Below are 23,186 nucleotides of genomic sequence, written 5' to 3' on the forward strand. Positions count from 1 at the left end.
AGCGGTCCATTCGCGGTAATAAGCGGTTAAAAAAACATCAGACTCAGCCCACTCAAACGTAGAGCCGACTACGTCGGAAACCGCTTATCACCCCTTATCACACGCTTATAATAAAATCTCTCACACGCAGATCCCTCCAGCAGCGTTGCAAGATAAGCGGTCCATTAGCGGTAATAAGCGGTTAAAAAAACATCAGAGTCAGCCCAGCCCACTCAAACGCAGAGCCGACTACGTCGGGAACCGCTTATCACCCCTTATGACACGCTTATAAAAAGAAACCTCTCACACGCAGATTCATCCAGCAGCGTTGCAAGATAAGCGGTCTATTAGCGGTAATAAGCGGTTAAAAAACGTCAAAAATAGTGATTTAAAAATAGGTCGGTATTAACTTCTCTAAGCACTCACTAACACTTTCTCCCACTCACGCTAAAAACATTATCAAAAACCAAGCTCAACTCCTCGACTACCAACCCGAAAGCCCGGAAGTGCCCGAGCCCTTTGCCACATTGATCAACGATGCCGATCAGCGCTGGCATGTATTTTGGGCCCAAAAACTGAACAAGCGCTACCCCCGCTACGTGGCCAGCGAGCCCGCTCAAGTCTACGCAGCGCTCAAACACGTTCGTGACCAAGGTCTCGCGCTCGGCGACCGCTTTATCGAATGGGGCAGCGGCTTCGGCGTGGCCACCAGCCTCGCCGCCCAGCTCGGCTACGAAGCCACAGGCATCGAACTGGAAGAAGGCCTGGTCCAGATCGCCGAGTCTTTAGCAGCCACCCACCAAACCGGTGCCGAATTCATCAACACCAGCTACATCCCCGAAGGTTATATCAGTTACGAACACATCGGCGGCACCGATATCGTGCCCGACGACAGCTTCGGCCATCAGTCCGAGCCCGCCCGTTATGAGGAAATGGACATCGGGCTCGACGAAATCGACGTCTTTTTCGTCTATCCCTGGCCGGGAGAGCAAGAAATGATGCTCAAACTCTTCGAGTCCGTCGCCAGCGAGGACGCCATTTTAATCGCCTACTATGGCGACAAAGAAATCTGCATCTACCGCGCCTCAGCAGAGGCAGAAACCGAACTATAATAACAGACACCGGTGCAATTTCCTAACCGCAGATCAACGCCGATTCATTTTTGTTATCTGCGTATATCCGCGTGCATCTGCGGTTCTAAATTTCCTTTTTCAATCCCCCCTTTCATCTCATTCGACAAAAAGAAATATTGTCCGGACAATGAACTTCCGTTGATTACAAGTATGATCGCAGCCGAACAAATTAAACAACTCACAAGCAAAGGTAAAATTGAGAGCTGAGTTTGAATGAAAATTCAAATTCGTTCGTCAGCACTTGAAGACCTTGCCAAAGGTCGCTGGTTTTACGATTCTCAAGGGCTTGACATAGGAAGCTATTTTTTTGATTCCGTGTTTTCGGACATCGATTCCCTCTCTTATTCTAAAATCAAAGAAATTCCTGCGCAGTCCGCGCCAAAAGAACTTCAATAATTAAAGCTTAAGTGGAACCGATAACACTCTACAATAACGCCCACAGTCCGAAGCCTGATTATAAAAAACCGTCGAGCCATCTGGGCTAAATGTTGGATGTGGGTGTGATGTTTGTTGACGACTGCGCCGACTGCGGGCCAACCAACGCTCCGCTCCAGTATCTATATCAATCGCCAAAACATCAGAGACTTTCTCTGAATTGTCCCAACCAGTGCCATCAGCATCATATGGGCCTGTAGTATCCACCACAGCCCAACGTCCATCTCGAGATATATTACAGTGCCAGTAGCGATCAGATTCACGAATGAGTTCTCCCTGGCCTTTAGCATCAGGCCCCACACGATATAGGCCACAAGGTCCAAATGGGCTAATTCCCCGGCCATAAGCGACGACTAATGCAGTCGCTTCATGAAAACACCAACGCTCGTGCCCCACACAGAGACTTTCCCCGTTCTGTTTTGCCTTCTGATTAAATAAGACTCTCCCCTCTGGAGCAAGTGATTCGTGCCAGCCCCAAACACGATCATGAATACTTTCAGCAGCGCCCTCATGGCAAAATCCAATCCAACTTTCTTGGTGAGGGCAAAAATGTGCATGAGTTAACCAAAAAGGTTTTTCAATATACTGCTCGACACTTCCCGTAGTCACATCGATACAAAGCACACGTGTGCCCCACTCCAGTGTCACTCCTACGATAACTTTCTGTCCATCCTTACTGATACTTGGAATCGGCTGAAGGCCTTTCTCCAGAAAATCCCATGTAGCGAGTGGCGCGATATCAAATTCATAAATACAACGAGGTTGATGACTGCCATATACATCGAGAATCCATAATTTTTGGTCAACAATCACTGCGACAACATCCGCAGCCAAAGCTACATCAAAGGCAATCCAACCAATCGCGGGGCAATCAAATTCGGCCAAAAGCTGTATGTCTCCAGAGACCAAATGCCTCCGATAGATGCCAGCACAATTCGCTCGTAATTGTCCTAGTAGAATTGATTCTCCATCCCTGCTAAAGCCATTACAATGAGGGTAAGTTAAGTAGCGGTTCTGCTGCCAATCGCTAATTAATGTAGGTGTTGTAGAGAGGTGCTCCATCATAGTATTAAAAATCGTAGCCTCGCAGCTTTCCCTGCTGAAGTTGTAGGTATTGACGACTGACGCCCTCACTCGCACTTAAAGCTCCACCGAGGTAGCTTGAATCCTCAACACGCCTAACGCTACCATCGGCAAACAGCACATGTGCATGCCCATCCCAATAGCCACCCCTCATACCAGCACTGAGGTTTGCAGCAACCATGGCTTCAGAAGGATTAACCACATTTAACAGGCTAATCGCGTCAACATGATCTCTCCACCCATCATTAAAATTAGTGAGCCGCCATGAGTATTTATAACGGCCTCGAACCGCATCTGTAGCATTCACCTCCACTTGTTCCATAATCGGACAGAACCAGGCTTCATTATCGTAATCAAGGTAAGGATCCATCAAGTCCTTGGACACGACATTAGATTTACCTGCCTCCGTCAGATTCGGAAGTGTATTGTTGTGCTCACCGGCATAAGTCAGAATAGACATCCCAACTTGACGTAAATTAGAGACGCTTTTTACAATCTCAACCTTAGACCGAACCGTCCCAAATGCAGACAATAAAATAGACAGCAATATCGCGGTTATCGCCACTGTCGCTAATAATTCGATCAGGGTAAATGCCCTGCTAGTGGATCGATTCATCATTGATATTTAAGGTAAGATTTCAAAGGCAGTAAATGCAACTTCCCCTGGCTCAGTAACTCCACGACGATTCACTAGTAACTGCATTCGTCGAATTGGATAATGGATCACACCGTCCTTGGCTCCACCGAAATGAATTGGCGCAGCTTGATGAAAGCGCACGCGCACCGGTTGCCACTCCCCATGATTCGAATAGACCATACGCCATTGATGAACCTGATCCGTACTGTCTTTCAGACGTAATCCTAAAGTGAGCTGTTGATCCGCTTTCACCTGCATTCGCAATTCTTGATAACCAGCAGGAATTGCGACCTTCGTTTCAGCACCCACATATTTCCCACCTTGACGAAAATCAAAGCTTAAAACGCCCGTAGCTGCGGTCTCCGCATTGAGATTCAGCGTAAAATGACCGCGACCTCCAGGCGGAAATTCTGCGCCTGATATAAATATCCAGTGAGCATCAGACGCAAATATATTAAAACTCTCAGGCGCTTCTTCAGCATCCAAGTAAATACAAAAAACGGACAACCACAGCACTGCCATGCTTAAGAGACGTGGGGTAAAAAACATACTCATTGGCTTTGAAGGTTAAGAATGATGGGGTAATCAGGGAGACTCAAATTAGATAGCATTATACGACCCCCGTGTTTCTCGAATCGAAGCGCGCGCTCCTCACCGGTCATGGAGTCTTGAACAGTGATCGTTTCAACGGAAGTAGGCATTTCGATTTCTACATCAGCCATCATATGAGCAAGCTCTTCCGATGCGCGAGTGGCCGACCAAAGTGCGATAGCCGTGCTACCATCTGAGACGCTGAATTTATAAACAAGCACTTTCCCCAAGGCCTGAAGCTTGGCCCCATCCCATACGATGGGATATTCATCTGGTCGGTTTGCTTTCGGAAACACAGTGACCGCAACAGCTGCGTCTTCTAACAGTGGACGATATCCCTCTGTGTCTACGATAAAACGTTCGACAACTTTAAGCACTGGCTTAGGTTCTAGATTAGGTCGCACCAATCCGAAATTGCTTTCAGCATGATATGGGTTTTCACGATTGTCACGGAAAGCGTATATAAACGTCGCGTCCACGCCAAGCCCGAGGCACTCATATAAGCGACGCACGGTGTATTTTGCCTGCGTTCTGGCTGTCACAGGTGGATACATAAACTTTCCAGGTTCCGCTTCATGATAAGTTGGCCACCCCCATTCAGTCAGCCAAAGCTCAGGCGGACCATCAAACTCATCACTAACCTGACGGTAGTTATCAATTAGAGAAGCGAAAGACCCAGCCTTATCAGCGACCACAATACCGTCGCGTCGTTGGATCTCAGGGCTGTCATTAAAAGGAATGACCTCCGCAGGGAAACGAAAGCTATAAGGATGATCAACGATACCATCAACTTCAGGTGCCACCCCCATCCTAATCTGCCTAATATTCACCGGAGAGACACTGCCGAGTCCGATGACCTTCACATTTGGATTCACTTCCTTGATTGCTTTTGCAGCCTTATTAAGCAGAATCAGATACTGTTCGACCCAATCTTGTTGCTGCTCTAATCGCTCATCATAGCCATTCCAGCTACCACCGTAATGCTTAGTGAAACCAAAGTTTGCAGGCTCATTCATGATTTCAATCACCTGCACTTTGCCAGCGGTAGCTTTTGCAAATGCCGCCGCCGCTTGAGCATACGCATCCGGGTCGTAAATGTCAGGCGCATACAAAGCGTTTGAACCATTGAATATTGCCACCTGATTCAGCCCTACAGCGTGCGCGCGATCAATCCACTTGGAGTATATATCTGGCAACTGATAGATCCCCTTCTCTCGCTCGAAGGCCTTCCAATAGTAATCACTACGAATCCAAGAAATACCGGACTTTGCAATCATTGCGGGAATCGCGGGATCGTCCCAACGTCGTAAAGTAGCACATACGCCTACTAACATTGCACCTTCTTCCTCAGATTGCACAAACGTTGGTAGGCTTATTAATAAAATGAGAACGCAAGCGAACGCTCGCCGGGGGGAAGGGAAACAAGACATATCTACTTCAATAGCAAAATCCCATGGTGAGTCAGGCAAAATGCCTTCAAAACAGAACAAACTGTTTCACAACACTTTGTTCTGGTTATGCAGCAATATGCTGGCGAGCAATATATACCCATGTAAATTCATCGGCATGAACACAACAATACCCCGCACCCTAATTCACTGCATACTCATTTCAGCGTGTATCTTTCAGATCCAGCGACTCTCAGCCGCGCCCATCCAAGCAGACTTCGACGACGGGAACACAACTTCAGCCGTCGATGCATACACTGGCATGGCCGGTGACGGCTGGGCGGCCCCGTGGCAAGACCTAACTGGCAATGGTCTCACTAGTTTCACCAATACCGTAGAGGATACGGATCCGCTCAACTCCGGCGGCAACTACCTGAATGTAAATCTTAACTATACAGGAGTCGGTGGCACAGGCCAAGGTACTATATCACGGGAATTCAGCACCAGCTCCATCAACACCGCCGCGCCAATTCAGTATCAATTCGATTTTCGTATGGATATTGCGCTGACCGATACAACTCAACGCTATTTTATATTCAATCGAGTTGGGGGCGCCGCATCGGGCACCGACTTAAATAATACTTGGGCTATTCAGGCGAGGTACAATGATGCATCTAGCACGACATGGTGGATCATCAATGGTAACGGATCAGGCGGTGTCACCGAGGCCATCAATACTGAAGTATCGGCCGATCAAGGAACTGCGTATACCTTTATGGTGCATTCCGACCCCGAAAACAAAGCCTGGAATGTCAATATCAGTGATGGCACAAATAACTATACCAGCGACGCCTTAGGCTATCGCGCCAACAGTACAAATGATGGTGCGTTCTTACACTTTGGCGCCCTCGCCACCCCAGACGGTTCAAGTCTCGGATTCTCCGTCGATAACATTCAAGTCGCATTAATACCCGAGCCAGCACAAGCAACAATCTTGCTCGGCTTATCCGCGCTTTTAATACTGGGCTTAAATCGTCGCCGAGCCTCAGATTGATCCGAATCAATACCTTGAAGAAGTCAAAAGCCTCACACAAAACGATGCACCTTGAATCCTTCAGAGTCTAAGCAAATGCAAACCTGACAGCCGATATACCTGCTTTCAATCAACGCATGAGTCGTAACAAAATATTGCACCACACCATGTCTAACCAACAGTGTTATACATGCCCAATCCTCTACCCACGAGCCATTTTTTATGCCCTCCAATGAAAGCGAAAAAGAATGGCAGCTATAAATATACGGAACTCGCTGAATGCTTAAAAACAAAAATTAATACGGCTGCAAGCGGGACTCGCCTCCCCTCGGTGCGAGCACTCATGAAGCGCTATTCCTTAAGTATGCAAACCGTCATTCTGGCGATTAAGCAACTCGAGGACGAAAACCTAGTCGTGCGACGTCAAGGTAGTGGCATATACGTCAGTGACCAACGCTCGATGCGCTACATCGTTTACCATCGTAGTCGAAGTCCATCTAGAAACAATGATGCCAAAGAAGTATCTCTGCATAAAGCAGTGCAAGCGGAAGGTTGGTATTTATCGACGCGCAGACATGACTTCGGAATAGAAACGATCATCAATGAACCACGCGCTTGCGCTCATGTAGTCAACCAAGATGTCGTCGTCAATGAAATGGGCTTCCTGGATCAAATCCTACAACAGGGCGTACCTGTTGTCTTTCTCGGACGCGAACCTGGAGAGTACGACACCGATTTTGTAACAGGAAATGATCGGCAGATATTTCTAAGCCTGGTAAAGCACTTCAAGCAACTTGGACATTCTCAGTTTGGGTTCCTAGTCAATGAACCCCCATTATTTGAAATCCTACAACGAAAAGAAATTTTGAATGAGGTGCTCCAAACGCTCAAATTACCACCACCGATTACAATTGACTGTCACGCCAAACAAGGAGAGCTAAGCGCAGAAAAAGCCTATATCGGCCTCAAAAAATTCCTAGCCACACACCACACCAAGCTCCCCTTTACCGCCTTACTTACAGCCAGTGAAAATGGGGGCCTCACGGCTCTACGAGCTTTTCACGAATATGGCATCAGCATTCCCACTCAATGTAGCCTTGGCACATTTGGTTGCAAAATTGAAAACCAGTGGAGCGTGCCTTCAATCACCGACGTAGGCCTCTCAGTCGATGATTGGGGGCGTTCGACAATTAAAGTCATTAAAGAACGCTTCGCCGGTGATACTTCACCAAGTTTTGGTGTACGTATGCCTTGCCATATAACCGTGCGTGAATCAAGCGCTCCACCACCATCTAATTTTGCGATATAAAATTAAATCGTTCAGCGCCCCCCTCAGTCAGCCAAGCAAGCTCAAAAGCATCAGAACGCTGATAACTTCCAGAAACATTCTATAAGCCCAGTATACAGCCAATGCCTCAACCTAACATACTCTGGATTTGCAGTGACCAACAACGTTTCGATACCCTGGGTTGCTACTCCAATCGTTTCGTACAAACCCCTGTATTGGATGCTTTAGCCAGCGATGGTGTTCTCTTTGAACACGCCTATTGCCAAAACCCGGTTTGCACCCCCAGTCGTGCAAGCTTTCTAACAGGGCGTTATCCTCGTACGACACGTTGTCGCCAGAACGGTCAATCGATTCCCGCTGAAGAACGTTTAGTCACCAAAGTTCTCGCAGATGCGGGATATCATTGCGGACTAGCAGGTAAACTTCACATTTCAGCCTGCCACTGGAAGCATTTCCAACACGAGCCACGCATCGATGATGGTTATCATAACTTCCACTGGTCCCATCATCCGGCACCAGACTGGAAGGCCAACGAGTACAGCCAATGGCTAGCCGAAAAAGGGCACTCATATCACACCCCCCAACGCAAGGACTGCCCCCATGTCAACCAAGGCATGCCCGCCGCATTACATCAAACAACTTGGTGTGCAGACAAAACCATTGAGTTCATAGAAGCCCAACAGCATAGCAGCCAACCATGGCTGTTTTCCGTAAACATATTCGACCCCCACCATCCATTCGATCCACCGGAAGCATATTTACAACGCTACCTAGACCGCCTCGATGAAATCCCTTTGCCCAACTACCAAGAAAGTGAATTAACTTCAAAATCACCTTGGTTAAGCATTGATCACCAAGGTGCCTACGCAGGGAAAAGTGGCTTTAACTATAGCACAATGACCGAACGTGACCACCGTCTTGTACGTGCCGCATATTGGGCAATGTGCGACCTTATCGATGCACAAGTTGGTCGCATGCTAGAGGCACTCAAGCGCACTGAACAATGGGAAAATACCATCGTTATTTACATGTCAGACCATGGCGAACTCCTCGGCGATCATGGCGCTTACTTGAAGGGCCCCTTTTTCTATGAACCATCCGTACACGTGCCACTCATCATGAGTTGGCCTGCCGGCGCTATCAACGGACAAAACTGTATCTCGCTGGTCGAACTCGTCGACTTAGCACCTACCTTAATTGAAGCCGCGGGACTCCATCCAGAGCCAGGCATGCAAGGCTCTTCACTGCTGCCCTTGCTCCAGCAAAAAGCAGAAGCAACTTCAACTTGGCGTGACGATATATATTGTGAATACTATAATGCCATGAATGGGCATAAGGCCCCCCCAGCCCACGCCACAATGCTTCGCAGCGAACGCTATAAAATAGTAGCCTGGCATTCCCTAGATAACGGCGAATTATATGATTTAAAAGAAGATCCAGACGAGTTAATCAACCTCTGGAGCTCCCCAAAGCATGGATCCATAAAAGCGGATATGCTAAATCGCCTCTGTCGACGTATGGCATGGACTGTCGATCCCTTACCGCAGAGACAAGCAAACTGGTAAACAACACATGGGCTTAGAGCGCTCAACCGCACTAATACTCTACATTTCCAGCGAAGCTGGAGACCGCTTATTATACGCTGATGATTCGTGTTCATTTGTTTTTTTCTGCGTATGTTTGGATAAGCGGTCCATAAGCGGTGATAAGCGGTTAAAAAATACGTCTGATAGGATTTCCTTTTCCAGGTTTTCCCGAACCAGTCATTCATTCGTGCGACGTCCACGCCAACGGCGTCGGACAGGGCGACAGAGTCAACCCTCCGCCATCATCCATTCGCCATCAGCGCTCCGCCCTCATCCCTCCGCCATCATCCATCATTCATCATTCATCCCCCCCCCCTCATCCCTCCGTCCTCAACTGCTTCAGCTTAGAGAACGGCTTGCGAATGACGGGTAAGGGTGAAAGTCCGAGTCCGTTCTGTCGCCAGGCTTTCCAGCACTGGAGGTTCGCCTGCGCAATATTCTTGAGTGAGGCATTGCTGGCCCCACCTGTGCGCATCTTGACCAATACCTGCGGTATATGCACGGACTTCAATTGCGCTCGCTCCAGCACACGCAGCATAAATTCATAATCGGCTGCGATCGGCAACTGGGTGTCGAAGTCACCCAAGCGCTCATAAACCGCACGCCGCACAAAAAAGCTCGGATGCGCAGGGTGCCAACCACGGCCAAAGGCACCCGCCTGATACGCTTGCGAGCGCCAAGCCCGCACCACCTGATCCGTCTGCACCGCATCCACGTAGTCTAGATCGCCATACACACAATCCACGCTCGGATCCTCAAAAGCCGCCGCCACTGCCGACAACACCTCGGAGTCGGCATAAAAATCGTCGCTGTTCAGAATGCCCACCACTTCGCCACGCGCGCGGGCCACTCCTTTGTTCATGGCATCATAAATCCCCCCGTCGGGTTCGCTGACCAATTGCTGAATACGCGGCCCATAGCCGCGCAGCAAGTCGACAGTCCCATCCTGGGACGCGCCGTCGATCACAATATAGTCGAGCTCCACGCCCGTCTGCGCCAGCACCGAGTCCACGGCCGAGCGGATCGTCGCCACACTATTATAGGAAACCGTGATCACCGAAAAAAGCATCCTCGCAGACAAAGCGAAAGTCCCCCCGGCACCAAGCGCAAAGTTACGGAGCGAAAGGGAGGGCTGAAACTTGAAAGCTGAAACCTGAGAGGCAGCACTGCAGAAGTTTCAGACTGCGCCCTTCAAACTTCTAGCTTCCCCTCGCTCCAGCGCCCACTTCACGAATTTAGGATAAATCTCGCGTCGATCCAGCTGCGCTTCAGCGAAAGCCCGCGCGTTCACTGATTGACGCAACAAGCGAGGACGATCCTTGGCATATCCTAAAATCACATGCGCCAGCGAAGCACTCTGTCCGGCCTGATAACTGGCCCCCATGTCATGTGTAGACAGAAGCTGTGCGAGCTCACCCTGCGCCGAGGTGTGCAATACTGGCAGCGCCGCAGCGAAATAATCCCCGACCTTATTGGGCATCGCAATCCGTGATTCTGGCTGCACGGCATTGATCGCCAAATGACACTGGTTCAACAAAGCGCGCAGAGCGCCCCAGTCCAACATCCCATGAAAATGCACTTGCTCCGTAAGCCCAGCATCCTGTGCCCATGCCTGCAATTGCCCTGCCAGTGCACCATAGCCGGCGAAATGAAGTTCAATCGGCAAGGAGCGCAGAACTTCTTCTCGCAGAGCCTCAATCAATGTGGCTAAATCATAACTCGCGGAAAGACTACCGATATAGACCAATTTCAAGGTGCCCTCCGCGCATCTGGTATCCATCGCAATCGGCAACTCAAGCAAACGCTCAGGCGGGCAACCGATATAAAACACCCTTCCCTCATGCGCGCGGTAGCTGGACACCACATCCAAATAATCCTGCGATACAGCACTCAATCCATCCGCTGCAGCATAGGCACGCCGCGCCGCTGCAGCCAGTGGCCGAAATAAGCAGCCGCCCACACGCCGGTTCCACTCCGGCGAAAAGGGCAAAATTTGCGAAAAATTCTCCGGCCAGGCATCCCGCACGTCGCAAATCAAAGTGAAGCCCAGCTCAGCCTTCATCTCAGCCACAGCAGCCGCCAACGAGGGCGGTGGCAGATTCACCACCACCAAGTCCGGCACTGCAAGCGATCCTGATGCCAGCTCCGCCCGCACCTTACGCTTCCAATCCCGAGCAAACCGGGCATGACTGTAGAAGCGACGTAGGCTGATATTTTTTTGATAAGACAAGGACGGCAGCACCTGAGTCTGCCAGGGATGCCCCGAAAATTCGGACGCCTCACGCCGACACTTTCGCCCGTGATCCCAATCAGATGTCCACCAAGTGACCGCACAGTCCGCGTCAGCAAATGCATGGGCAATACTCACCATACGCCCGCACTGCCCGCCATGGCCCGCCATAGCGTCAAAAATATTTACCAACCAGACTTTCATGTGGCAAGTGCCGTCCTCTTAATCAAAGTGAGCCAACGAGTTCCTGTAGTTGAGATTGAAAATGCTCAAAGGTAAGATGGTCTAGCACCCATTGCTTACCGTTGCTACCTTTGCGGAGTAAGTCATCAGGACTCGTCTGTTCAAATGCCAGCAGAGATTCTTTCACAGTCGATGCATCTAAGGAATCCAACATCCAGCCACAATTAGCGTCGAGAATCTCCCCTTGTAAATCATTCCCCGGCGAAAGAATAACTGGAAGGCTCATCGCCATGGCCTCAGCGGCTGTATAATTAAAATTCTCACGGTGCGATAAACTAATATATGCATCACAGGCAGACAGAAGATTATATTTTTCATCACCATAAATAGGCCCAGTCACATGAATTCGATCACGAGCATCGTGTTTATCCACATACTGCTTTAACGATTCAGCAGTCACCGAATCATCAGGACCGGCAACGACCAAATGTATATTATTTGATGCAGCCAACACAGCCTCGATAGTTTCCTGAGGTCGCTTCATATGATGTAGACGTCCAAGATAACACAATACACAGGCATCGAGTGGAATACCCCGCTCAGCTCGAACTACAGCACGGTCCTTGGTATACTTACAGCCATTAATATCCAGAGGGAGATAGATCACTCGCTGGTTAGGCAAGACACCGACAAAACGCTGAATTTTCGCCATTTCATTGCGCGTCATCGCCAAGACAGTATCCGCATTACGTAAGATCCGAAGCCCATACATACGCATCCACATGAGCTTGACTGCACGACGATAAGTAAAAACCCATGGGTCCAAACCACCATGAGGAACAAACACATAAGGAGTTCCTTTTTGCTTCGATGCAGTCATTACATAATGAGCAGATAAACGATAACAACCGTGCAAAAATAAAGCAGAATGCCCTTCAGCCAAGCACTGATAAAAACGTGTTCGTTCCTGATGCGGCATATAACCGCTCAAACGACTCATAGGATTCTTACCAGTCATAAAATAAGCAACCGAGGCATCTTTTCCATCCAAACTTTGCTGAGGATCTGTAATTGAAAGAATACGACCATCGAGGGCAGAATAATAATCCTTACACGCCTGATATATACCTCCCTTATTAGTTAATAGGTCACTTCCTACTTGTATGCAATCATTCATAAAAACTACGACAGGAGTATATCATCTATCTTCAACAGACGAACTAAGAGCATCATAAATGCGTCGTGCCACAATCGGCCATTCATATAAATCAAGAACACGTGCTTGTGCAGATCGAGTCATCGCATCCAGATCTTCCTGTCGACGAGCATAAATAGACAGTATTGCCTCAGCAATTGCTTCAGGTGACACTTCCTCAGCCAATACCCCAAGGCGTGCCTCATCGGTAATCTCTGGGACAGCAGCCACATTCAGGCTCACCACCACAGCACGAGCTTTCATCGCTTCCAAATAGACTTGCCCCCACGGATCCGAGGCCATCGGTTGCACTAAAATTGCTGCATCATAAAAAAGCTGGTTTAGTTTTTCCCGACTCAAATATCCATAGGCTGTAACTCCATCGATGCCAGTAACTCGCTGCACCAATGCATCATCCCCCACAATTACAAAACGTGTTTCAGGACGCTTCTCCTGCACCAGCTTAAAAGCCTCAAGTGCTAATTCACCACCTTTCTTAACAAATAAATGCTTAGCAACAAAGAGCATATGACCTGTCGTAAATTCTTTTTCTCCAGTAAAGGCTGGCAAAGGTCCAGAACCACACCCCACAACATGTACATTTGCTGGGCTGACTCCATAATGCTCGATCACATTACGCTTAACATGCTCAGAAAATGTCAGCACTTGCTCAGCTCTAGTCAGAGCAGTTCTTTCCAAGCGTTCGACTTGCTTAATAGCTGAACCACTCCAACGCGGTGCAGACGCACTGGAGCAATAAAGATCCCAAGTATTATCAATCCATAGAGAATAGGGTAAATTCGATTCGCTGGGAGCATCCATTGTGCTCGTGCATAAAATATGATCTACCCCAGATTCCCGTGCGCACTTGGCGACTCTTTGACCACGAAAGGAACGAAGGTCACTAAAACGAGCGGCTTCTCGAACTGGGTATCCTCGCAGATATGTTCTTAAGGCAAAGTAAACTTTCTGCGCTTTCGTTAAAGGTGAGCTGTCCAGCGCTACAACTGTAACACCTAATGCTTCCAGCTCATAGATTAAATGAGCTGGAGCGTTCGACCATGTAGCGGGATTCCTAGGGTCCCCCATCACAGATGTAACTGCAATCTTCATAACTATAAAAATCCCTTTTTATTCCACTTTTAAAAACTTTCTGACGAACTCAGACATCTCATCAGCCCATCGAACCGGTCCAAAATCCTGCGCTAAATCAACACTAAGCTCTGAAGCTTGCGTCCACTGCTCAGGCGCCCATGCGTACACATGCTCTAACCCCTGCTTAAGTTGTTCAACTGAGGTTTTCGCCACACAGATTCCATTTTGAGATCTCACTAAATCAGCTCCAGCGCCAACTGCCTGGGTAAGCAGCAAAGCACAGCCGCAAAGAGCCGCCTCATGCACCACCAATCCCCAATGTTCTTCGTGACTGGGAAGGGCGAGTACCCGAGCCTCATTCATCGCAATGGCAATTCTATCGGGCTGACAAAACGGCTTAACGTTAACTCCTTCGCGTCCTTGCAACAGCTCCGCATGAGGACCATTCCCGATTACTTCAAGCTGCCAATCTGGATGTTCTGTACGAAGTACTTCAAAAGCAGACAGCAGCTCCACAATCCCTTTACGATCAATCAATCGACCAACGAACAGTATCTTTTTAGGTCGTTCACAAATCGGAACCTTACACTGGAAAACATTCGGATTCGCACCATATAAACCTTCATGTATTCGCTGCGAATGAACACCTATCCTACGTGCCAATTTTCTACCAGATAGGCCCGGAACCCAGGCAGCCGAAAACTTATGCCGTAAAAAGAGACGAAAATATACCGCTCCCACCCATTGCCTAACATTCCCCTTCCAGCTGTTGTCAAACATGCCAACAACCTTACCTCCAGCCGCTCGCACTTCATCAGCAAGCGAAACAAAATGTGGGTAGCGCCAACCGGTATGCACAAATAATCGCGGAACCTCTAATCCAAGTTCCGCCCAAGAATGACGACAATTCTCTTCCACCCAGTAAAGCCCGCCTCCCAAGATGTGCTCCATACCTTCTATTGGCACATCCGGACGAGTTCCAACCACAGGAAAGTCATATCCTAAACGGATACGTGCAGCTTTTACCAAATGCGCCCCATATGCGGGCAAACCATTCCAAGCCACAGCGATCTTATGTTCACAAATTTCCATATACAATTTCCTTCATGATTCAGCAGTCAGGATATCCTGCATAGTAGTAGACCAAACTCTAGGCCCAAACTGAGAGGCCAATTGCTTCGACACAGCAGTAGCTTGCTGACCAGCACAGTCTTTACGATTCATCATATACGTTAAGGCTCCTTTTAACTCACTCAAACTACCGCTGTGACAAAGATAACCATTCTCTCCGGATCGTAATAAGTCAGGCCAAGATCCAACGGCTTCCGTTAATATCAACTGACACCCAGCAAGTGCCGCTTCGTGCACGACCAGCCCCCACCTTTCAAATTTACTTGGTAGCACTAGGCATCGTGTATCCGACAGTAACTCAGCAACTGAATCTGGCTGTGTAAAAGAGCGAAGGTCGATATCACCAAATTGTTCTAACTTAGCCCTCAGCGGCCCCTCACCTACTATAGTCAGTGTCCATCCAGAGGAAAGCCCCCCGAGAGCAGAATAAGCTTCCGCCAATTCCAAAACTCCTTTCCGGTCGATCAATTGCCCTACAAAAAGAAAACGCTTAGTACGTTGAGATAAAGGTTGTTGACAGTTAAAGAGCTCTGAGTCGGCTCCATACATTCCAGTATAAATACGTGAAACAGGCATGCCGAGCGCACGACAAAATCGACGCGAACGTCGACCAGGAACCATCAATGCACTATACCATTTTCTATATTTCAAACGAAAGAGTAGCAAGGCGCCGATTTGCCTGAGACTACCATTCCAAAAACTGTCGACCATTCCAATAACTTGACCGCCCGCATTCCGAACTTCAGCACCCAATGCATTCAGTGGAGAGTGCCCCCAACCGGTCTGGAAATAAATTTTAGGCACAGGCAATCCGAGGCTTTTCCATGTAGGAGAACTATCTGCATCCAGCCAATGAATGGATTGCCCCAAAATCGCCTCCATACCTTCTATTGGGACTGTAGGTCGCGTTCCAAGGACAGGGAAAGAACCAACATCATCCTGTGCAGCTCGAATTAAACGAGCGGCGTAAGCGGGCAAGCCGTTCCATGCAACTGCTATGTCTGTACGCATACTGAACGCTTCAAATGTGGATAAGTCGTTTCCACCCAAGTCAACCACTCGTCTGCCCGTTGATTCCAATTATGTAAACTCGCATCCGAACGAGGCTCCCAATTCTCCAAATCCAAAACCTTTCCCATCGCTTGAGACAACTGATCAATATCTCCAGGCGGATAGAAGAAACCGTCTTCCTTTAATAAATCTTTAGCTTCACCGATCGGAGATGTCACGATTGGCTTACCAAAGGGTAAATACATATAGAGTTTGCTCGGGCATCGAGCCCAATCCTGTACCGTATCACGCAAAGGACAAATAAAGCCATTAGCCAAGGAGAACCAAGTCGATAGTTCTTCTTCGGGAATATAACCTAATACTTCAGCGCGCCCCTTCAAATCGATTTGTTCGACGAGTCCTTGGCACTCCGTTTTCAGAGGCCCTCCCCCCATCATCAGAAAAATGAAGTCATCTCGAATCAAGGCAAGCTGACGCACCGCATCCAACATATCAAAACATCCATAATTCTCATAGAAGCTCCCCATATAGAGCAAAACCTTCTTACCTGAATAACGTTGTGAAAGCTGACTCAATAAGCCAGAATCAACCGTTCCCATCTGTTCACCATAAGCATAGGGGAAATAGAAAGTCGGCTTCTTTTGCAGTAAAAGATCAAGTCGCCGAGCAAACAGTTTATCCAGATAGCGACTGGCACAAATGTGCGCATCAAAAGATAATAAGGCCCCCCACTCCACTGCAGCATCCCACAGAGCTCGTAAGCCCCCTTGCCGTTTAATTCCTGAAAAAAGCTCCACATGATCCATCATGCAGATGGGCCGATGCCTTCCATGGCGGAACTTAACCCAATTCCGAATGCCCAAACCGCAAATCCAGACAACATCAGGATCTACCGAGGATGCTAAATCACGACGCTGTATGCGATCCGCCCGACGATCAAGTCGCTCGCAAAATAAAGGGATTGCATTCGGACACTCAAGCAACAGTCGTGCACGATTATCAGCGGTGTCTTCAATCACAATATATACACGATGCCCACGCGCAATCAAAGGTTCGGCCATCCCTGTGGCACGCTTCAATGTCGCGCAATCAGTTATATTTCCGAATGTAATAAAACAAATCTTCACTAAAAAGTCCCTGCCCTGTTTAGGCTACCACTGAGTTAATCTGTGAGTTCCTGATATAATTCAACCAACTCTTGTCCATAATTAGACCAAGTCATGCGCTCTGCAACCAAGACAGCCCCGGCTAATCCAATTTCCCGACGTCGCGACTCATTCTTAGCTAGATCCACAATTGAATCCACCAGTGCACTCACACTACCGCGTTCTACTACACAATGTGTTTCAACCTCAGAACTAGGAATTCCAGTCTCTTTAGTACAAATCACAGGTAATCCCGCAGCCATCGCTTCAGCGGCACTCTTAGCACATCCCTCCGCATAACTCGGAAAAACATACATATCAGCGCGCTGAAGCAGCGCTTTTAAGTCATCTTGTGGTATAAAACCATGAAAAGTGAAACGTTGCTTAATACTATCTGGATAGGCCTCAAGCAAAGCCTGCCCTTGAATACCGTTGCCTGCAACTTCAACACGACACTGAATGCCGCGTTGCTCCAATTCTTGCACAGCATCAATGATAACGTTGGCTCCCTTGCGCAAACCAAATCCCCCCGTAAAGAGAAGCCTCAGCACGCCATCTTCGGCTAAAGCATAATCCTGCTTCAACCCCTTAAAATCCTGACGCACTCCAAGATACGACACTCTGATCTTCTCTGGATCATATCCTAAATCGACGAAGTTTTGCTTAACATAATCTGAATTAACCAACAGAATGTCAGCCTCTTCACAGTCTTTTAAAACAAGTTGCCAAAAAGTTTTATCTGGTCCCAACTCAAAATGTATGCCGTGCGCATGATACAGGTCCTTTAGATTACGCTCCATTTCAACTGGATGCGCCAAACTTTGATCCACAATAACCTTCATTCCCTTAGCTTTAGCCGCTGCAATGGCTCCCCCCTGCCCGGCTCCACTACGAGTATGAAAAATATCACCTGTTAGAAATGGAATGCTTTGCTTCCCAAATAATTCCCAAACCTTCGTCGCGGTATCAAGATCATCCGTAGCAATAATTTTAGAAAGTAGTTTTCTATATAATCTCTCAAACTCTGGTAAGAATAAACTATGTACTCGCGCTCCGGTTTTCAAAAAACGAAGACGTGGCTTTAAGCGATCGGCTAAGCTCCGATTCGACCCATAAATCGGTAGCCAACCTAAAATGACCATCATACTCTTAGATGGCACCCAACCAGAAATAACTGAGCAATCAACTTGCCCCGCCGGCAAACTTTCCACTGTCTCCACAAAGTGAAGGCGGCCGACCCCGGTAGAAATCACAACTTTTGGTTTCATATATAATAGTTAGCCTTAATGGCAATAAAAGGCAGCGCTCACTAGTTTACTATTTTTAGACTAAATCTGAACAGTTTATGACGCCGATTCTAATCGGCCATAAGATCGCCCGAATATTGGCGTCGATATAGATTCGATCTATTCAGGTGATGTAAGTCAATCGAACTAAAAAACGATGCAGAACAACGTCATCTCCAAAACGTACGACGTTTATATAATTTGGAAAACGGTGATAGCATCGCGAAATCAGACTCTGGAACCAAGGGACCTCGTTTGTCAGTCAGGCATATTGCTAAACCGGTAAATATCCCAACCCATAGGCGGCCTTTAAGGTTTAATGGAGAGAACAATAATGCCCAACTTAACTCATAGAAAATAAGAATAACCGCTGGTGTCAGGATGTTGTCTCGACGAATAAATAACAAAAGCACTCTCAACATTAAAAAGACTAGAAATAACCAATATAATACTGCGAACAACCCATTGTTAAACCAAGTGCCAACAATAATGGAGTGTCCACCAGCACGCTGAAAAACAGACATGTACATCTCATCCGAAACAGGCTCACCCGCGATATCCATCGCTTCTATAACATAGTCACCGATCGTAGGCCAAGATCCAAGCCCCCAGATTGGATTATCCAAACCAGCCAAAACGCCTGCGACAACTTCAGTACGACCAGCAGCCACCAAACCTAATGGCGTCACCCCAAACCGAGTCTCTGATTGATCATAAAACTTAGATTGCTGCAACACACCCATATATCCACGCGGTGCAGCATATAAATATGCCCAATACACACATGAAAAAGCAATAATAATAACCGAAGCAGTTTTAAGCATAAAAGAGAAACTCAACTCTAGCTTAGATCGTTTCTGTCCCTTAACAATCCATGTATATAACAAGGTAAATGAAGTCATAAAGTAAGCAAATGAACCGCTTCGAGATCCATAGACAGCGACTACAATCGCTGCCGCTAAAAATATAAAAACGGAAAGCAACCGATTAATTCTATAGGCAAAAATCCCAAGCAATATACTTAACGCAAATAAGATAGGCTGCACTTTAGCACTAAAATACACATACCCTCCCCGAAGACCATACTCAACAAAATCGCTACTTTGAAAATATCCAACACAAGCTCCGGGTAACATACCAACGAAAAATGGAATTAATAGCCGCTGACTTCGCGCGAGTATTAAAGCAAAAAACAATGAGTTTAATCCCAAAGCTATAGGTCGAGCAAACCCTCGCATGAAGAATGCTAAATAATTGGTATTGACTAAATCAGAAACAATAACGGCACTACAAAAAACACCAAGTAATAAGGCACTTTTTACTGCAGTGCTATTCCATACAAAATTCGAATTTGTAAAAAAAAGTATTGGCAGGGCTAAATACATCAAAACCTCAGACAACGAAAATCGTCCAATCAGCCCCACTTCCAATGCCCAGCCAAAACCTACGAGGAAAACATAAAATTTTAGTATCTTACTTCTATTCATAATCAAAATCGTAGTCAAATGCTTCGAAATCATCTTCGAAAATTACAGATATCAGATTCTTAGCTTCATCATCATAGAATTCTCGATAATCAATACGATGTGCCTGCCCCAATTTAGGCAACGAATCAAAACTCAACGAATAACTCTGACAAAAATCACGTAAATCACTCTCAAGAGTCTCAAAATGTAATAGATTTGGAACCGCGATCCTACCGTCAGGATTGACCAAGAAACTCTTTTGCGTCCGAAGATGAGCTAGTTTATTGTGGTCGTTGATAAGTTCAAATCTTCGGCTCCAGAAATCTTTAAACTCAGACAAATCAAGATTTCCACAGAAATGACGGTATGTAGAAATTGCTCGACTATATGGATTTCGAACAATTGAAAATACAATGAGGTCATCAAGCTGATCATTACTAATCAGATTCAACATCTCAATCTCCGCATAAGTTAAATGCTGAGCACAAAGTGTATAATCAATTGGGCCAAATAAAATCTCCCGGGGCATTTCATTACTCGTCAATTTCAATAGTAATTTGGAAAATCGATTCAAAATACTTCTAAAGCGAGGACTCAAAACCAATTCCTTAGGCACGAGATCTAAAGCAACTTCAACCGACTTCCCCGCATTCTTAGGGATGTGAATGAATAATAATTTATTTTTACGAGAATAAGCCACAATTTTTTATCTATTTAACGCTTAACCTAAACTTCCAGATCAATGGCAATATGATTAAGGCTGATACAAATAAAAAGATGAGAACTTCAAAGCTAAATTTCATCCAATCAGTCGCAAGCCCATTCAAATCTAACAACAAGGAAATAATAAAAGCTATCGCACCAACACCGCAAAGAATCCCCCATTGTCCAAGCTTCACAATTCGAAACCCCTTCACTCGTAATAACCACGTAATGGACAGACAAGCCACAAGAGCTGATGCGAAAACCATACTTAAAGGAACAAAATCGGGAAGTCCTAAAAACACTACAATAAAAGTCCACATCAACGATACGACTGCACCACAGGCACCGATAATTGCAGCATAACCAACTCCATTAGATGAATGAACATATGTTGCTAATTGTTGAGAAATACATAGAAACAATAATCCAATTCCACCAGTAAATACGACAATATCCCCAGCATATCGTGCACTACCAACCCATAAACGAATAAAAGATTCAGCAAAAGAAACATAACCAATAGAAGCGACTAAGGTAATCGCGACTGTGACCATTAAAGCAAATCTCATTATACGTTGTGCCTTTACCACATCCCCAGATCCAATTAAATGCGACATACTGGGAATTAAAACTACTGATATACGATGAATAACAGTGTTTATAAACTGTATTGGTCGTAACGTGATATCATAAGCCGCGACCCATGCTGGCGACATATAAAATGCTATAATAAATAGTGACAGTTTTGTGGCAGATGAGCTGATTGCATTACCAGTTATCACTTGTGGCGTAACCTTAAATACTTCTAATAAAACTACTTTTGAAATAATCACCTTCGGATAAAGTGAGAATGATATTAAAATCGAAGGTATAACAGAAAAAATCGCCAAAATCATATTACGCGATAGTAAAGCTAATGGAATAATCCAGACACCACACCCCATACGAATTCCCCAGTATAAGATTCCTAATTGCACGATTGCCATGAGTGGCCGAGCGTAAAGCAAGTATTCTGGACGTTGCATAGCTTGCAAAAAAGGAGCACAGGCACTAACCCACATCTGCACCATCATAGCAAATAGACAATAGTTCAAAGCGCGACTCAATGATTCAAGCTCGACATGGCTCAATTTCCACATGTCAAGTAATGCTAAGATTACTAACTTACCGGTCAGCAAAAGGATCAACGAAAGAATGAAATTAACAGCTAGACCACTCCAAAAATACGTAATTGCACGAATGAATTTTTTTGCTCCACAGGCCGCAGCGGAGCGTTGTCCTGAAACCGTAGCGACATTAAACATTGCAACCCATGCAATCACACCCCCAGTAGCCAACCATATTCCATAGATATGATCACCAAATGCTTTCAGGTACATCGGAACTAAAACGATGCCTGTAACAATCAATACAAACTGATCGATCCAAGTCGTAATCATTCCAATCGAAGTTGCCTTCTTCCTGGAAACACCTTTTCGAAGTCGAGTCCTAGAGAGCATAAAAAAATTAGCAGCTAAAATCGATTTACCTAATCTTATTCACCAAACAAGACTCGCCTCATCGCTTGCGGAATACAGGCACTTAGGTACAACGAAAATAGTAATACAATTACCGTAATTATAGTTACACTAACTAATGTCACCGAGCCTGTATAAATGAAAGGAATAAACACAAGTGCAAAAAAATGTAATGCATATATTCGCAAAGATATACGTCCCAAGAATCCAAAAACAAAACCTACCCTTGGACAGTACAAATAAACTATTCGATAAAATGCACAAAAAAAAGCGCAGCCGAGTATCGCAATTCCAAATCTGTATAACAATTCATTGAGAATACTGATATCAGGATAAAACAATCCTGTTGAATATATAAAATGATCAGCTGTGTAAAACGGCAAAAGGAACGCCCAAAGTCCTCCTAAAGATAAAAAAGAGATCACAATGGTTCTAAGGCTGAATCTATAATTTATAATTGAAAACCAATACCCAATTATAAAAAAGGGGAAAAGCCATTGAACATATCGCAGGCCAAAATAATGATCAATATCTCCAGCGGCACTAATGAGACAAATAAATACAGCTACAGCAAAAAAAATCCATCGCGAATAAGACCAAAGAACTGCACATACATGAAGACATAACAATACCCATAAATACCACAATGCATGCACTGGATAGATAATTGCTTTAATAGCAGCCAACGGAGCAAGTACAACCTTATAATATTCGCCTATGAGCATTTTATGCAGAAAATATAGTATTACTGCCCAAACTAAAAATGGAATTAAAAGCCGAAAAGAGCGAGAAAAGATCAATTCCATATATTCATGAGTCTCAAAACTCTTCTTCGCAAAATACCCACTAAGCAGCGCGAACAATGGCATATGAAACGAATATATAGCCACATAAACTGTGTTATTTAACGCATCCGCAGCAGATCCATATATTGCCTGTAAAACATGCCCAACTACAACAAGTAAAATGCCTACCCCCTTCAAGCCATCTACAAACTGATTTCTCATAAAAAGCAATTTATCCGATGAACAATAATAGTCTGTAGCATTCCCTAACTACAATAATCATT

Annotated in this window: 21 protein-coding genes; 5 read left to right on the plus strand and 16 right to left on the minus strand. The window is 46.1% G+C overall.

What is annotated here, in order from left to right; genetic code table 11:
• Positions 1-485 precede the first annotated feature (485 nt).
• Positions 486-1,091: a class I SAM-dependent methyltransferase gene (locus QEH59_RS14125; RefSeq protein WP_308986024.1), complete on the plus strand. Its 606-nt coding sequence runs from the start codon at positions 486-488 to the stop codon at positions 1,089-1,091.
• Positions 1,092-1,325: 234 nt separating this feature from the next.
• The gene (locus QEH59_RS14130; RefSeq protein WP_308986025.1) at positions 1,326-1,508 is read left to right on the plus strand and encodes a hypothetical protein; all 183 of its coding nucleotides are present in this window, start codon (positions 1,326-1,328) and stop codon (positions 1,506-1,508) included.
• Here QEH59_RS14130 and QEH59_RS14135 read toward each other — a convergent pair whose 3' ends face one another.
• From QEH59_RS14135 to QEH59_RS14150, 4 genes are read right to left on the minus strand one after another with little or no spacing between them, the layout of a single operon-like run.
• The gene (locus QEH59_RS14135; protein WP_308986026.1) at positions 1,509-2,612 is read right to left on the minus strand and encodes an oligogalacturonate lyase family protein; all 1,104 of its coding nucleotides are present in this window, start codon (positions 2,610-2,612) and stop codon (positions 1,509-1,511) included.
• Positions 2,613-2,616: 4 nt separating this feature from the next.
• Positions 2,617-3,249 (minus strand): type II secretion system protein, encoded by a 633-nt coding sequence (locus tag QEH59_RS14140; protein ID WP_308986027.1) that lies wholly within the window; start codon positions 3,247-3,249, stop codon positions 2,617-2,619.
• Positions 3,250-3,255: 6 nt separating this feature from the next.
• Positions 3,256-3,822 (minus strand): hypothetical protein, encoded by a 567-nt coding sequence (locus QEH59_RS14145; RefSeq protein WP_308986028.1) that lies wholly within the window; start codon positions 3,820-3,822, stop codon positions 3,256-3,258.
• Complete coding sequence (locus QEH59_RS14150; protein WP_308986029.1) at positions 3,819-5,216, minus strand: glycoside hydrolase family protein; 1,398 nt, start codon at positions 5,214-5,216, stop codon at positions 3,819-3,821. The genes QEH59_RS14145 and QEH59_RS14150 overlap by 4 nt, the downstream gene beginning before the upstream one ends.
• A 208-nt stretch (positions 5,217-5,424) precedes the next feature.
• Between QEH59_RS14150 and QEH59_RS14155 the strand changes: the two genes are divergently transcribed.
• The 3 genes from QEH59_RS14155 to QEH59_RS14165 all read left to right on the plus strand — a co-directional run bounded on the left by QEH59_RS14155 (position 5,425) and on the right by QEH59_RS14165 (position 9,132).
• On the plus strand, positions 5,425-6,300 hold the full coding sequence (locus tag QEH59_RS14155; RefSeq protein ID WP_308986030.1) for a hypothetical protein: 876 nt from the start codon (positions 5,425-5,427) through the stop codon (positions 6,298-6,300).
• A gap of 211 nt (positions 6,301-6,511) precedes the next feature.
• On the plus strand, positions 6,512-7,588 hold the full coding sequence (locus QEH59_RS14160) for a GntR family transcriptional regulator (RefSeq protein WP_308986031.1): 1,077 nt from the start codon (positions 6,512-6,514) through the stop codon (positions 7,586-7,588).
• Positions 7,589-7,689: 101 nt separating this feature from the next.
• A complete protein-coding gene (locus tag QEH59_RS14165; RefSeq protein ID WP_308986032.1) occupies positions 7,690-9,132 on the plus strand; it encodes a sulfatase family protein in 1,443 nt (480 codons plus the stop codon).
• A gap of 337 nt (positions 9,133-9,469) precedes the next feature.
• Here the strand turns inward: QEH59_RS14165 and QEH59_RS14170 are convergent, their stop codons facing one another.
• From QEH59_RS14170 to QEH59_RS14225, 12 genes are all read right to left on the minus strand, one after another.
• Positions 9,470-10,210, minus strand: a complete 741-nt coding sequence (locus QEH59_RS14170; protein ID WP_308986033.1) for a glycosyltransferase family 2 protein — start codon at positions 10,208-10,210, stop codon at positions 9,470-9,472.
• A gap of 120 nt (positions 10,211-10,330) precedes the next feature.
• Entirely contained in the window at positions 10,331-11,587 is a 1,257-nt protein-coding gene (locus QEH59_RS14175; RefSeq protein ID WP_308986034.1) for a glycosyltransferase, read from the minus strand.
• A gap of 22 nt (positions 11,588-11,609) precedes the next feature.
• Positions 11,610-12,743: a glycosyltransferase gene (locus QEH59_RS14180; RefSeq protein ID WP_308986035.1), complete on the minus strand. Its 1,134-nt coding sequence runs from the start codon at positions 12,741-12,743 to the stop codon at positions 11,610-11,612.
• A 21-nt stretch (positions 12,744-12,764) separates the two neighbouring features.
• Positions 12,765-13,874, minus strand: coding sequence for a glycosyltransferase family 4 protein (locus tag QEH59_RS14185; protein ID WP_308986036.1), 1,110 nt, complete (start codon positions 13,872-13,874; stop codon positions 12,765-12,767).
• Between the two features lie 18 nt (positions 13,875-13,892).
• On the minus strand, positions 13,893-14,948 hold the full coding sequence (locus QEH59_RS14190) for a glycosyltransferase (RefSeq protein WP_308986037.1): 1,056 nt from the start codon (positions 14,946-14,948) through the stop codon (positions 13,893-13,895).
• Positions 14,949-14,960: 12 nt separating this feature from the next.
• Positions 14,961-15,998, minus strand: a complete 1,038-nt coding sequence (locus QEH59_RS14195) for a glycosyltransferase family 4 protein (RefSeq protein ID WP_308986038.1) — start codon at positions 15,996-15,998, stop codon at positions 14,961-14,963.
• On the minus strand, positions 15,983-17,059 hold the full coding sequence (locus QEH59_RS14200; protein ID WP_308986039.1) for a glycosyltransferase family 4 protein: 1,077 nt from the start codon (positions 17,057-17,059) through the stop codon (positions 15,983-15,985). Before QEH59_RS14200 ends, QEH59_RS14195 begins: the two co-directional genes overlap by 16 nt.
• Before the next feature lie 101 nt (positions 17,060-17,160).
• A complete protein-coding gene (locus QEH59_RS14205; RefSeq protein ID WP_308986040.1) occupies positions 17,161-18,411 on the minus strand; it encodes a glycosyltransferase family 4 protein in 1,251 nt (416 codons plus the stop codon).
• A 188-nt stretch (positions 18,412-18,599) separates the two neighbouring features.
• Positions 18,600-19,916, minus strand: coding sequence for a hypothetical protein (locus QEH59_RS14210; protein ID WP_308986041.1), 1,317 nt, complete (start codon positions 19,914-19,916; stop codon positions 18,600-18,602).
• Positions 19,909-20,595, minus strand: a complete 687-nt coding sequence (locus tag QEH59_RS14215) for a sulfotransferase family 2 domain-containing protein (protein WP_308986042.1) — start codon at positions 20,593-20,595, stop codon at positions 19,909-19,911. The genes QEH59_RS14210 and QEH59_RS14215 overlap by 8 nt, the downstream gene beginning before the upstream one ends.
• A gap of 10 nt (positions 20,596-20,605) precedes the next feature.
• Positions 20,606-22,039: an MATE family efflux transporter gene (locus QEH59_RS14220; protein ID WP_308986043.1), complete on the minus strand. Its 1,434-nt coding sequence runs from the start codon at positions 22,037-22,039 to the stop codon at positions 20,606-20,608.
• 95 nt (positions 22,040-22,134) lie between these two features.
• Positions 22,135-23,124, minus strand: a complete 990-nt coding sequence (locus tag QEH59_RS14225; RefSeq protein ID WP_308986044.1) for an acyltransferase family protein — start codon at positions 23,122-23,124, stop codon at positions 22,135-22,137.
• Between the last annotated feature and the right edge of the window lie 62 nt (positions 23,125-23,186).

Source organism: Thalassobacterium sedimentorum (genome assembly GCF_031127905.1).
GTDB classification, from domain to species: Bacteria; Verrucomicrobiota; Verrucomicrobiia; order Opitutales; family Coraliomargaritaceae; genus Thalassobacterium; species Thalassobacterium sedimentorum.